Origin of the sequence: Rufibacter latericius (assembly GCF_003721515.1) — a bacterium.
In the GTDB taxonomy this organism is placed as follows: Bacteria; Bacteroidota; Bacteroidia; order Cytophagales; family Hymenobacteraceae; genus Nibribacter; species Nibribacter latericius.
Genome location: NZ_RJJD01000008.1, coordinates 708,487 through 721,197 on the forward strand (window position 1 = coordinate 708,487; position 12,711 = coordinate 721,197).

The 12,711-nt window shown below is 51.6% G+C and carries 13 protein-coding genes and 1 riboswitch; of the genes, 3 read left to right on the forward strand and 10 right to left on the reverse strand.

Going from position 1 to position 12,711, the window contains the following annotated elements; translation table 11 throughout:
- Window positions 1-54: 54 nt before the first annotated feature.
- The 5 genes from EFB08_RS15020 to EFB08_RS15045 all read right to left on the reverse strand — a co-directional run bounded on the left by EFB08_RS15020 (window position 55) and on the right by EFB08_RS15045 (window position 2,968).
- Window positions 55-459, reverse strand: a complete 405-nt coding sequence (locus tag EFB08_RS15020) for a hypothetical protein (protein ID WP_123127746.1) — start codon at window positions 457-459, stop codon at window positions 55-57.
- A gap of 418 nt (window positions 460-877) precedes the next feature.
- Entirely contained in the window at window positions 878-1,459 is a 582-nt protein-coding gene (nadD, locus tag EFB08_RS15030) for a nicotinate (nicotinamide) nucleotide adenylyltransferase (protein ID WP_123127748.1), read from the reverse strand.
- 2 nt (window positions 1,460-1,461) lie between these two features.
- A complete protein-coding gene (gene gmk / locus EFB08_RS15035; RefSeq protein WP_123127749.1) occupies window positions 1,462-2,046 on the reverse strand; it encodes a guanylate kinase in 585 nt (194 codons plus the stop codon).
- A 21-nt stretch (window positions 2,047-2,067) separates the two neighbouring features.
- Window positions 2,068-2,358 (reverse strand): hypothetical protein, encoded by a 291-nt coding sequence (locus EFB08_RS15040; RefSeq protein ID WP_165864915.1) that lies wholly within the window; start codon window positions 2,356-2,358, stop codon window positions 2,068-2,070.
- 13 nt (window positions 2,359-2,371) lie between these two features.
- Window positions 2,372-2,968: a sigma-70 family RNA polymerase sigma factor gene (locus tag EFB08_RS15045; protein WP_123127751.1), complete on the reverse strand. Its 597-nt coding sequence runs from the start codon at window positions 2,966-2,968 to the stop codon at window positions 2,372-2,374.
- Window positions 2,969-3,134: 166 nt separating this feature from the next.
- Between EFB08_RS15045 and EFB08_RS15050 the strand changes: the two genes are divergently transcribed.
- A complete protein-coding gene (locus tag EFB08_RS15050; protein WP_123127975.1) occupies window positions 3,135-4,670 on the forward strand; it encodes a glycosyltransferase family 2 protein in 1,536 nt (511 codons plus the stop codon).
- 178 nt (window positions 4,671-4,848) lie between these two features.
- Here the strand turns inward: EFB08_RS15050 and ahcY are convergent, their stop codons facing one another.
- The gene (gene ahcY, locus EFB08_RS15055; RefSeq protein WP_123127752.1) at window positions 4,849-6,156 is read right to left on the reverse strand and encodes an adenosylhomocysteinase; all 1,308 of its coding nucleotides are present in this window, start codon (window positions 6,154-6,156) and stop codon (window positions 4,849-4,851) included.
- Between the two features lie 154 nt (window positions 6,157-6,310).
- Complete coding sequence (locus EFB08_RS15060; RefSeq protein ID WP_227006347.1) at window positions 6,311-6,994, reverse strand: DUF4397 domain-containing protein; 684 nt, start codon at window positions 6,992-6,994, stop codon at window positions 6,311-6,313.
- A 170-nt stretch (window positions 6,995-7,164) separates the two neighbouring features.
- On the opposite strand from EFB08_RS15060, the gene EFB08_RS15065 reads away from it, so the two are divergent.
- Window positions 7,165-8,352, forward strand: a complete 1,188-nt coding sequence (locus tag EFB08_RS15065) for a THUMP-like domain-containing protein (RefSeq protein WP_123127754.1) — start codon at window positions 7,165-7,167, stop codon at window positions 8,350-8,352.
- A 1-nt stretch (window position 8,353) separates the two neighbouring features.
- Here EFB08_RS15065 and EFB08_RS15070 read toward each other — a convergent pair whose 3' ends face one another.
- The 3 genes from EFB08_RS15070 to EFB08_RS15080 form a co-directional block, all read right to left on the reverse strand.
- Window positions 8,354-8,980, reverse strand: a complete 627-nt coding sequence (locus EFB08_RS15070) for a DNA-3-methyladenine glycosylase (protein WP_123127755.1) — start codon at window positions 8,978-8,980, stop codon at window positions 8,354-8,356.
- 9 nt (window positions 8,981-8,989) lie between these two features.
- A complete protein-coding gene (locus EFB08_RS15075) occupies window positions 8,990-9,448 on the reverse strand; it encodes a hypothetical protein (protein ID WP_123127756.1) in 459 nt (152 codons plus the stop codon).
- A 103-nt stretch (window positions 9,449-9,551) separates the two neighbouring features.
- Window positions 9,552-10,211 (reverse strand): DUF4919 domain-containing protein, encoded by a 660-nt coding sequence (locus EFB08_RS15080; RefSeq protein ID WP_123127757.1) that lies wholly within the window; start codon window positions 10,209-10,211, stop codon window positions 9,552-9,554.
- A 256-nt stretch (window positions 10,212-10,467) separates the two neighbouring features.
- Window positions 10,468-10,669: riboswitch (cobalamin riboswitch) on the forward strand.
- 105 nt (window positions 10,670-10,774) lie between these two features.
- On the opposite strand from EFB08_RS15080, the gene EFB08_RS15085 reads away from it, so the two are divergent.
- Window positions 10,775-12,703: a TonB-dependent receptor gene (locus EFB08_RS15085; protein ID WP_123127758.1), complete on the forward strand. Its 1,929-nt coding sequence runs from the start codon at window positions 10,775-10,777 to the stop codon at window positions 12,701-12,703.
- Window positions 12,704-12,711 lie beyond the last annotated feature (8 nt).

Genomic DNA, 12,711 nt, shown 5'->3' on the forward strand with positions numbered 1-12,711 from the left:
GAAGGCCCCGCACTTATTGGTGCGGGGCCTTCCCTTTTATATGCTGGATTGAATCTATGCGGGAAAAGAAGCCAGCCACTGCGCGGCGTCCTCTACCTGATCAAACAATTCTATACCGGTGGTGTCATAGGTAAAGCGCAGCGATTTATCTGTTGACAACCGGCTGAACATACTGGGCGAATACACCCAAGCGAAGGAAACCATGCCAGCCTGCCGCATCCGGGGAAACCAATCGGCGCCAACCCACTCTGCTGCGCTGGACCAGATGCCCTGCACATTGGTATTATCGTTAAGGACCTTGTAGCAGTTGAATTGCCCCATGGAGTCTAGTATCCGCTCGCACCCCTCCTGCACCGACTGCTTTGTCTGAAAGCCCGTCCAATTGGCGAGAAGGTAGTTTTGCTCCTGATTGTATTCGATGGATATGAAAGTGTCTTTGAATATTTGTTCGTTACTCATTGTCAAGAGCTCCTCCAGTGTCTGTCTGGGAAGGATAGCAAATTACATCTGGGATGTGAGGTAACCAAGTATTTATACGGTAAATTATAGGATTATTTCAACCTGCTTATGAAGCTAACTTATTCTAAACGAAGTTTAAAACAGAAGGTTTTATTCATTTTTCCACACTGCAAAAAATAGCCAGAAGTAAGTAGCTAGTTCTAAATTCTTACCTCCCTCAACGGCAAAGCAAAAGCTCAGAAAGGGAGAAGTGATCTTGAAAGAGCGATCGAAAATTATTTTTTCTATCGAGAAAAAAATCAGATACCATCGGGTCGTGTAAGAAAAAAGCGAGGCCGGGGTTTTGGGGCTACTTTGCATAAAGTAGCCCCAAAACCCCGGCCTCACTGGCAAACCTTCAGCTTTAGCCAGCTCGATTTTACGTCAGGTACAGCTTCTTGGCATTGATGTATTCGGTGACGAGCTCAGAAAGCAGATATCGGGTAGATTTGCCTTCCTTCAGGCATTTCCGGATGAAGGTGGCCGAGATGTCTAGCAGCGGAGCTGGCACCAACGTGACCTTTGCATGTTCCTTTAATGAAGCCGGCACTTTGCCGCTTTCAGACCGAGGATATACTAATACTTCATGCTGCTCCAGGATCTGCTCGTAGTTTTTCCACTTAGGCAACGTAGCCAGGTTGTCTTCGCCCATGATGAGCACGAACTGATACTTAGGATACTTCTCCTTGAGGTACGTAAGCGTGTCTATGGTGTAGCTGGGTCGGGGCATCCGGAACTCAATGTCAGTGACACCAAGATCAGCGTTGTCAGCGATGGCCAGGCGCACCATGTGCAGCCGGTCAAACTCATGCAACAGACTACTGCTGGGCTTAAACGGATTCTGCGGACTCACCACCAACCAGACCGTGTCCAGGGTAGTGTTAGTGGCCATGTAGTTGGCCAGAATCAGGTGCCCGATATGAATGGGGTTGAATGACCCAAACAGCAGCCCTACCCGCATAACTAAACGATAGGTTCCTGAGGATAGATAAAGTCCCGCACCAGCTTCTCGGCTTTGGCGAACGCCTCCTCCAGGTTCTCGTTCACGATGACTACATCGAACTGGTCTTCAAAGCTCAGCTCGAATTTCGCTTTGAACACGCGGCTGGAAATACTGGAAGCAGAATCTGTATTGCGGGCCACCAACCGTTTAGAGAGCTCTTCTATGGAAGGTGGTTTCACGAACACAGACAATGCACGGTCTTTGTAGAAATTCTTCACGCTTAGGCCGCCTTTGACGTCAACGTCCAGGATGGCGTGTTTGCCTTCAGACCAAATGCGCTCAATTTCAGATTTAAGGGTGCCGTAGAAAGCCCCTTCGTACACTTCTTCCCACTCCACAAACTCGTCCTGCCCTATTTTCTCGCGGAACTCCTCTGGGGTGATGAAATAATAATCTTTGCCGTTGATTTCACTGCGGCCCCGGCGATCGCGGGTGCAGGCGGAGATAGAAAAACTTAGTTCTGGGAGAACGTTTACTAAATGACGGACAATTGTGGTTTTACCGGCTCCGGAAGGGGCCGAAAAAATAATGATTTTACCTTGCATCCGGGGTTAGGAGGCTTAATACTAAGCAGTTTGGTGGATTCTTGATTTGATGGTGTCTGCCAACGTAGCCGGCATGCCTGGGCGGCGAAGCGTCGCGTTCAGGAACTGCACAAACAACCGTTGCTTGTCTACGCTTTCAAAGCAGGGAGAGCACTCGTCGGCGCGTTCTGCCAGAAAAGCTTCATCATCACTGGTGGCTACGCCTTCCAGCCATTTCTCAAAAACACCTTGTACCTTCTCACAATCCGATTCATGGCTCTCATCAGAGGCATTTGGCCCCATCAAATCTTCTGTCATTGTAGTAGTCCCCATCATTTTAATTCCTTTAGCTATTATAACCCATTGACTTTGCGTATTGCTCTAACTTCTCTTTGAGGAAGTGGCGGGCCCGGTGTAAGCGGCTCCGTACTGTTCCAATAGGAATATCCAAGATTTTGGCCATTTCCTCATAGGTAAATCCTTCCAAGTCACAGAGAATGATCACCGTCCTGAAATCTACCGGCAACGAGTTCAAGGCACCTGCCACCTCATCGCCAATCAGATCCTGCACGCTCTCCATGCGCAGGTCGGTGGTACCGCCTGAGCTGTCTCCCTCCGCATCCACGTCCTCTGAATTGTAGTAACCTTCCACCTCAGAGTAGTCTACTTTGGCGGGCTGTTTGCTCTTCTTCCGGAAGTCGTTGATGAACGAGTTCTTCAGGATGCGGAACAGCCACGCTTTGGCATTAGTTCCGGGTTCGAAATAATCGAAAAAGCGATACGCCTTGAGATAGGTCTCCTGAACCAGGTCGTTGGCGTCGTCTTCGTCTAGGGTTAGGCGGTACGCGAAGTTGTAGAGAGGCGAGATAACCGGCATCAGCTCCGCCTCAAACCGGGCGTCTTTCTCCTCTTTCGTCATTGAATTCGCTCTCTGTTCGCTCATTGGTCTTGATTTTGTACTTTTACACTTGGGGATAAAAATACCTATACGCAAATATAGACATTAAATATACATAGGTACATACGAATATTCAGGCAGATGTTTACATTCCTCCGCTGAAAGGTACTTTTGCAGCCCTTATCTTCCTTCTTTTTTGTTTCTGCGCCCCATGTCTCAACGTATCTCTGTTACCATTCTCGCCAAGAACAGCCAGGAACTACTGCCGCAATGCCTCCGGTCGCTGGCGCTGTTTCCGGAGGTGATCCTGCTGGACAACGGCTCCACCGATGCCACTGTAGCCATTGCTAGCCAGTTTTCCAACGTGCGGGTTTTCCATTCACCCTTCATTGGGTTTGGTCCGCTCAAGAACCTGGCCGCCTCACACGCCACCCATGACTGGATTCTCTCTATTGACAGCGATGAGGTGCTCACGCCGGAACTGGTGCAAAGCATTTTGACATATCCCTTGGATAACGGCAAAGCTTACAGGTTCTTGCGTCACAATTACTATGGGAAACGGCTAATCAATGCCTGTGGTTGGGAAAATGATTACGTGCTGCGGCTCTTCAACCGAAAAACCACTCGGTTCACGGATCGTGAGGTGCACGAAGGCATCATGACCGATGGGATTTCAGTGGAAACCCTACCCGGCATCCTGAACCACTACTCCTTCAAAAACACCACCGAACTGTTACAGAAACTTAACCAGTACACGACCCTCTTTGCGCAGGAGAACCGGTTCAAGAAGAAATCCTCGGCCTTCAAAGCGTCTTACAAAGCCGGCTGGACGTTTATCCGCAATTATTTCCTGAAACGCGGTTTCATGTACGGCTTTGAAGGTTTCCTGATCTCGGCCTGCAATGCCAACGGCGCTTTCTACAAATACATGAAACTACACGAGGCCAACCGCTCCATGACCACCAGCCTCATCATCTCCACCTACAACTGGCCCGAGGCCCTAGAGGTAGTCCTGAAAAGCGTTGCCTTACAAAATGAACTGCCAGGCGAAGTGATCATTGCCGATGACGGCTCCCGCCCCGAGACCAAGGCGATTATTGACCGTTTTCAGCAAAACTTTCCCGTACTGCTCCGCCACTGCTGGCACGAAGACATCGGTTTCCGGCTGGCCGCTATCCGGAACAAAGCCATGGCCATGGCTACGGGAGAATACATTCTCTCCATTGATGGCGATATGGTCCTGCACCCAGACTTCGTGAAAAGCCACAAACGCATTGCCCGAGCCAACACCTTCATCCAAGGAAAGCGCGTGCTGCTGCAGCCAGAACTCACCACACAGATTCTCCAAAGCAAGCAATGGCACATCACGCCTTTCACCTCTGGCATCATCAACCGTTTTAATGCCGTTTCCTCAGAAACGCTGGCAAAGCTCGGCTCCAAGAAGCGCCCCGACATCAAAGCTATCAGAGGCTGCAACATGGCTTTCTGGCGCGCCGATGTCCTGCGCATCAACGGTTTCAACGAGAACATTCAAGGCTGGGGCCGCGAAGACAGCGAGTTTGCCATTCGGATGCTGAACTCCGGGATAGAACGCCGCAACCTGCCCTTCGGAGGGGTGGGCTATCACCTGTACCACCCTGAGAACGCCCGCACCTCTCTGTCAGAAAACGACAAGATCCTGTCCGATGCCATTGCACAGAAAGCACAGTGGTGTGAGAACGGCATCAACAAATATCTTCAAGCGTAGCCTACTTAATATCCAGACCTTCTATCGCTTATAAGGAAGACCGCACAGGCTTTCCTTCACTCTGTCATCCTGAAACGATGACAGAGTGAAGGAAATGAACATAAAAACGCCCGACCTCTGTAAAGAAGCCGGGCGTTTTTATGTTCATTTCCGGAAAACAGGCCGGAAACAGATATGCTTAGTAGCGGTAGTACTCCGGTTTGAAAGGCCCTTCTACTTCCACACCAATGTAGGCAGCTTGCTCAGGAGAAAGTTCTTCCAGCTCAACACCAATTTTGGCTAAGTGCAGACGGGCTACTTTCTCATCCAAGTGCTTAGGCAGGGTGTACACTTTGTTCTCGTACGCCTCAGCGTTGGTCCAAAGCTCAATCTGGGCCAAAGTCTGGTTAGAGAAAGAGTTTGACATCACGAAAGATGGGTGACCAGTGGCGCAACCCAGGTTCACCAAACGACCTTCAGCTAAGATGATGATGTCTTTGCCTTCCAGGGTGTACAGGTCCACCTGCGGTTTCACGGTGTCTTTAGTATGACCGTAGTTCTCATTCAACCAGGCCATGTCAATCTCATTGTCAAAGTGACCGATGTTGCAGACAATGGCTTTGTCCTTCATGGCTAGGAAGTGCTCACTTCTGATGATGTTGAAGTTACCAGTAGCGGTTACTACAATGTCAGCCTCAGGAATGGCATTCTCCATTTTACGGACGGCGAAACCGTCCATTGCGGCTTGCAGCGCACAGATGGGGTCAATCTCAGTTACAATCACGCGGGCACCGGCACCACGCAACGAGGCGGCAGAACCTTTCCCTACGTCACCGTAACCGGCAACCACAGCTACTTTACCGGCCATCATCACGTCAGTAGCTCTTCTGATGGAGTCTACCAGTGATTCTTTACAGCCGTATTTGTTATCGAATTTAGATTTGGTCACAGAGTCGTTCACGTTGATAGCGGGCATCAACAGAGTGCCGTTTTTCATACGCTCGTACAGACGGTGAACACCAGTGGTAGTCTCTTCAGACAAACCTTTGATGCCAGCGGCTAACTCTGGGTATTTGTCAAACACCATGTTGGTCAGGTCACCACCATCGTCCAGGATCATGTTCAATGGCTGACGATCCTCACCGAAGAACAAAGTCTGCTCAATGCACCAGTCAAACTCCTCGGCGTTCATGCCTTTCCAGGCGTAAACCGGAATACCGGCGGCGGCAATAGCTGCGGCAGCGTGGTCTTGGGTAGAGAAGATGTTGCAGGAAGACCAGGTCACCTCAGCGCCAAGGGCAGTCAAGGTTTCAATCAACACAGCCGTTTGAATGGTCATGTGCAAGCAACCCGCAATTCGGGCACCCGCCAAAGGCTGGCTTGCGCCGTACTCCTCACGGATGGCCATCAAACCTGGCATCTCGGCTTCGGCCAGTTTAATTTCTTTTCTTCCCCACTCAGCAAGGGAAATATCTTTTACTTTGTAAGGCAAATACGTTTCTACCATTGTAGTTCAAGTTTTTACAGAAGAAACACAAAGGTACGCAATAAGTTTATTATCCTCAATTTTTTGGCTTACCGCCATCCTGAACCTGCCTTTAAATGCCGGGTCACCTTTTTAGACAAAAGGTGACCCGGCAAGCTCTAACTTAGCTATTGGGTTAATTGTTCATAATGACGCCAGCCCCTAGGGTATTCGTGTTCCCGGCTGGAGGATTCAGGAACCCTCGGGCGTACACCGTGTAAATTTTACCGGCTTGCAGGTTCAGGGTGGCGGTCACGGCGGCTATATCGGTACCTACCGGCTGCACCTCCACTGTATAGCTACCGGCATTCACGGGCGTAAACGCAGAACCTTCTTTGAATTCGATGTCTGAAAAAAGGTTGTTTCCTCCCTGCACCACCACATCCACGTTGGGTGCATCTGGCGACAGGTGCACAAACCGTATGTGGGCCCGTCCGCTGGCCGGAGCTGTCAGGTCATCTACCAACACAACCGGCGTGATGCCACTGAGCGGACCGGCGGCAAAGACAGTGTAATTTTTGTCCTTCTCCAGGGTGACATTGGCATCTATGACCGGGCTACCCACCCCAGCTCCGGCAGCGGTCACTTTCACGTTCCTGGAACCTGAGGCCAGGGTTAAGTAACCTGTATTGTCTGGGTAATTCAGGGCCGCAGTGTTTGCTTTGGTGCCATCTACATACAAGTCTACTCCGGGGGCGTTAGGCGAGGCATGCACCACCAGTACCCTAGCCTCATCTGTCAACATCTCCGCAGCGTCGTCATCATCGTCACAACTGGTGAGCGATAAAACAGGCAAGGCGGCAAATAGAGCGAGTTTCATCCAATTCTTCATAGCTGTAAAAACTTAAGGTAAAAACTAAACTCAGGTACAGAAAGAACCAGACTGGCAGCAGTTTGTTTAATCTTTATACAATATTTATTAAACAAATCATATCCACCTCGCCCCTCTCCAATTTGCGTATCTTTGCGCCTCCACGCCCAACCTGTTTTATGCGCATTTTCAACCCTGAAGAGCAAAAGTTTATTCTGGACCACCAACTGCAAGACACCGCCCAATTGATGTTGCAGGCAAAACGCTTTGCCCCCTTGCCAGTACCTGAATTGGTACAGCAGATTAAGGCCCGGCAAAAGGCCCAGCAAAAGCTTCCTACATGGGCAAGACACCCGGAGGCCATTTTCCCGGTGACGCTATCCGTGGAGCAGAGTTCGTCAGAAGAAACGGCCGCGTTCAAGGCAACCTTGGTGCAAGGCCGGACCCTGGTGGATTTAACCGGGGGATTTGGGGTAGACAGCTTTTACTTTGCGAAGAGCTTCAATCAGGTAGTGCATTTGGAGCAGAACCAGGAACTGCAGGAGGTTGCCAGCTATAATTTCGAATTGCTTGGGGCCGAAAACATCCAAAGCCTTGCCATTTCTGCCGAAGAATATCTCCAAGGCATGGACTCCCCGGTAGACGTTCTTTACCTAGACCCTGCCCGCCGGGGGCATAGCCAAGAGCGAGTGCATCTGCTGCAAGACTGCACCCCGGATGTGTTGGGGCTCCTGCCCTTGTTATTCCAGAAAAGCAAAGCCGTGCTCCTGAAAACGGCCCCCATGCTGGACATTGACCTCGCCTTGCAAGAACTGGGCAGGGTAGCCCACGTGTGGGTAGTGGCAGTGCAGAATGAATGCAAAGAAGTGCTGTATCTCCTTAAACCCCAGGTGACAGAACCGCTTCAATTGACCTGCGTCAACCTCACGCCCAGCAAAGAAGCCCACCCGATAAGCTTTACCAAAAACCAGGAGGAAACCGCCCAAGCCACCTATTCTGAGCCGCAACGCTACCTGTATGAACCCAACACGGCCTTGCTGAAAGCCGGGGCCTTTCGCTGGCTTTCTGAGCATTACCGATTGAACAAACTGCACCGCAACAGCCACCTTTACACATCAGACGAGTTGGAACCATCGTTTCCGGGCCGGATTTTTGAAATCACCGGAAAACCGAAGGCCAATGCAAAAGAGTTGCAGCAACTCCTGCCCCAAAAGAAAGCCAATATTACCGTCCGGAATTATCCGCTTACGGTGGCGCAACTGCGGGAGAAAGTAAAGCTGAAAGAAGGCGGCGATGATTATCTTTTCGCCACTACTGACCTGCACAACAAGCCTATTCTTCTCCTTTGCAAGAAGGTAGGGAATTAGACTACTGTGGATATTTCGGGTTGGCTTTGCTCACCCAGCGACTACCTTTCAAAGAGAACCGCCAGGGCAGCAGGGCATCGGCTCCGGCGTACGCCACACCTACCCGAGGACCAGCAATGATCTGATCCTCTGGCACGAGCATGCCTCGGTCTTCAAACCAGATCTCACTTCCTGAAAGTTGGGTACCGTTGTGTTGGGTAGAAATGCCTAGCGCCTGCGTGACCAAACCAGGTCCGGCGGTCAGCCGAGGCTCTACTTTGGCTAGTCCCCTTCTCAGCCGCATTTCCTCTATCCCTTCTATTGGCTCGATAGCCCGGATGAGAACGGCATCAGCAGTGCCCTCTGCGTTGGTCACAATGTTGAAAAGCGAATAGATGCCGTAAATAAGGTACACGTAGGCCACGCCGCCCTGTTCATACATGATCTGGGTGCGTTTGGTGCGCCGGCCCAAATGGGCGTGGCAAGCGGCATCGGAAGTCCCGGAATAGGCCTCGGTCTCTACTACCATGCCGCCGGTAAGCACGCCGTCAAAACTAGAAAAGAAGTACTTGCCAATTAAGTCGCGAGCGATGGTGACTACGTCCGGGCGGGTGTAGAAATCCGAAGAGAGTTTCTGCTGGAGGCGCATGGATGAAGGTTACTGACGGATGAAGACTTCGGTGGCGCCGTCGGCGATAACGTTGTTGATGACCAGGGTATTCTCGCCGCAAAACCAGAATTGGTACCCTACCGGCGGCAGGCTCTGCCCTACAATTTTAAAAGCCTGCCGTTCTCCCCGAAGCTGGCCGTTCACGTGTTCCTCGTATTCGCCGTTCTCAAAAAAAGTGAGGGTTTTGGAATCGCCTACCTGCTCTCCGGTGAGAAACTCATCTTCCTGGGCACCCATGTAATTGGTCTGGAGACCGCGCAACTCCCATTTGCCCTTTAACCGAGTAGCGGCGGTGGCTGAATCTGTGGTGGAGAACTCGCAGAGAGCTACAGCGGTCTGTTTGTTTTCCTCATCGGAGGAAGTGGCATTGGCTGGTTTCTCTCCGTTTGTTTGGCAGGACGCCAGAAGTACCGCACTCATCAGAGCCGCAGAAAGCATGTTTTTCATAGGGCAGTTTTTACTTTGAACGGCAAGAACGCAAAAAGAACAGGGGCCGCCAACCCAAAAATCTAGGTGACCGCCCCTGTTATGAAGTTGAGGCAAAAAGTAGTTATCGTTTTTTCTCTACTGCCTTCTGGATGTTAAAATAAAGCTCGGTCAGGTTGAGTTTGTTCGGGGTTTGCAGGTTCACCAAATCGTATTTGTTTTCCACCAACTGCGGACGGCCTTTCTGCCGAAGCCCTACTACTGTCAGGAACATGTACTCATCACGGGGCGCATTCAGGACCACCGCGGTTTCTTTGCTTCGGCCGTTGCCGCTGGCCTTGATGGCGGCCATAAGCCCTTCAAACTTGGTCAACCACATCTGGCTTTCCGCCTTCTTATTCAACTCGCCGTAGGCCATGTGCATGAGGTACATCACATCCAGGTTGAAGGGATCAGTGGCCAGGAGTTTCTTGCCGGTGGTAATGATCTCAGGGAACCGCTCGTACAGCAGCATCTCGTTGAGGGCATCGGACTGGTCGTTGGGCTTATAGGGGTTGTAGCCTTTCTGCATGGTCCAGCCATAGTAGAGGTGCTTGTATTCGTCTACCGTCAGTTTGGGGTCGTTGGCGTGGTAGCGCTTTAACAAGGTAGGATAGTACATCTTGGACTTAGAGGAAGTCACTGCCGTCTTGATGGCATCGTAGTTGATCTTGGAGACGGTCTGGGCCTGACTCTGGAAAAGAAAGCCAAGGCACAGGATGCTGGCAATTAGGAGTTGTTTCATGTAGGTGATTAGGGGAATTTAAGACGACAAGCCTACGGCAAATACAGTGCTAAAAACTACAGGCAGGGTAAAAAGTTACACTCTCGTCGCGGCTCCATCTGTCAGGCACTTCTGTTTTGGGCCCGTTTCTGTAAAAACAACGCTGAAACAGAGGAAATATGCTGACTCTGGAAAATTTTAAAATCTGTTTTCCCCGCATTTAGCCAGCCGTTTGTAAATTTTCTGACCGTGTATAGCGCCCTTTCCAAACTTGGTGTACCTTTGCCCTGATTTTGGTGACAGCCTCGGTCTTCTACCGATGATGTCTTAAAAGGGAATCAGGTGCAAAACCTGAGCTGTTCCCGCAACTGTTATCTTCTACACGTTTCTGCCCACCGCACGCCACTGTCTGCTTTGCCAGATGGGAAGGCCGGGCAGAAGAAGAGAGCCAGGAGACCTGCCAACATCTAACATTCACCTGGAGGCTTTCGGGAAAAAAGCAGCAAGGATGGTGGCTCCGCCGTGGGCCGGCGTTTTCGTTTATTTCTTCCTGGGTAGTCTCCTCTGCTTGTGTAGCCGAGGATATGGTACGTCGTCTTTTTCTGTTTGCGTGGATTGCGGTAAGTTGGGAGCTTTTGGCCCCGCAGACCAGCTATGCCCAGCTACAAGACACGGTGCAACTGGCGCCAGTTACGGTAGCCGCTCACCGCTACACCCGGTATGCCGCTGGTTCGCGGGTGCAAACGGTAGACACCCTGCTCCTGCAACGCAACCCTGGCACCACCCTAGCCGATCTCCTGCAACAACGAAGCCCCTTGTATCTTAAAAGCTATGGCAACGGCATGACGGCCACGGTAGCGTTCAGGGGAACATCGTCTAGCCACACGGCCGTGGTCTGGAATGGGTTTAACATTGCCTTGCCCACCTTGGGCATGTCTGATTTCGCTTTGCTACCACCTTCAGGCAACACCCAGGTAAGCGTACAGCACGGGCCTAGCGGAGCCTTGCACGGCACCGGGGCCGTGGGCGGAGCTCTTTTGCTGGAGAATCCCGTTTCATTCCATCCGCAGCAATGGGTACGGGTACAGCAGGAAGTGGGCAGTTTCGGGCACCGGCGCACAGCCGCCAACGGGACAGTCTCCAACGGAAGATTATCCCTTTCTTCTTCGTTTACCCGCACGGCGTCAGACAATGATTTCCGGTTTTTGAATACCACTGCCTTCGGGTCACCGTGGGAGACGCAGCAGAACGCCGCTTTCGCTCAAACCAGCCTGGCGCAGGAGGTGCATTACAAACTGAGTCCGGCGCAGCGCCTATCGGTGCGCGGCTGGTACGTGAAAACACATCGCCAAATCCAAGCGCCCATGGGCAGCGCCAACACCCACGCTGAGCAGGACGATGAAAACCTACGCCTTATGGGTGAGTGGCAGGGTCAGATTGCCCGAGGCACCACCACCGTAAGAGCGGCCTATTTCCATGACGTGCTTAATTACAAAGACGATGGGGTGCTTTCCCTTTCTTCCGTGGATACCTACCAGAGCCAGGTGGAGCACGAACGCGCCTTATTGCCCAATCTGCTGCTACAAGTAGGGGCTGAGGGCCAGTTATTCAAAGCCAATGTGGGCGGATATGGCGGCAAAGTAGATGAACGGAGGCTCTCCACCTACGGATGGCTTCGGTATGATCCCCTGTCGGCATTGCAGCTAAGCCTGAACCTGCGGCAGGCGTGGGTACAGGGTTTTAATCCGCCGCTTACTCCTACCCTGGGCGCTAATTTTACATTCCTGGACCAAGCCGGAAATACGCTCTCCGCCAAAGCCAACCTCTCCCGCAGCTACCGGGTGCCTACCCTGAACGACCGTTTTTGGCGTCCGGGCGGAAATCCGGCCCTAAAACCCGAAAGCGGCTGGGGCTATGAAGGCGGTTTAAGGCACCAGTACAAGAAAAGCCGTTTAAGCGGTACTACAGAAATCACCGGCTATGCCCTACGCGTGAACGACTGGATTCAGTGGCAACCCTCCGCTACCGGAGGTTACTCTGAGCCCGTCAACCTACAAACCGTTAGCGGAAATGGCGTTGAACTGGACAGCCGGTGGCAATTTACCCTTGATGACCGATGGTCTTTTTCTGGAGGAGCTGCCTACGCCTACACCATCTCCCAACAGAAACTCCCCGATGCCCAAGCACAATTACAGGACCGGCAACTGTTCTACGTTCCCAAACACAAAGTAGCCTCCTGGGTTGAAGCCCGCTACGGTAGCTGGTGGCTCTCCTCAGATGCTACATTCACCGGCCAACGCTTCACCGATAATGACAACAACAATTGGCTGGAGCCTTATGCCTTGGTAAATGCCAGTTTGGGTAAAACTTTCACCTGGCCCCGCTTTGAAACACAACTTATGGCGCAGGTACAGAACCTGACCAACACCGTGTACCAAACCATGGCGTACCTGGCCATGCCGCCGCGTCACTTCAGAATATCCGTTTCATTTAAATGGGCGGCTAAACCTTAATTTCTCAT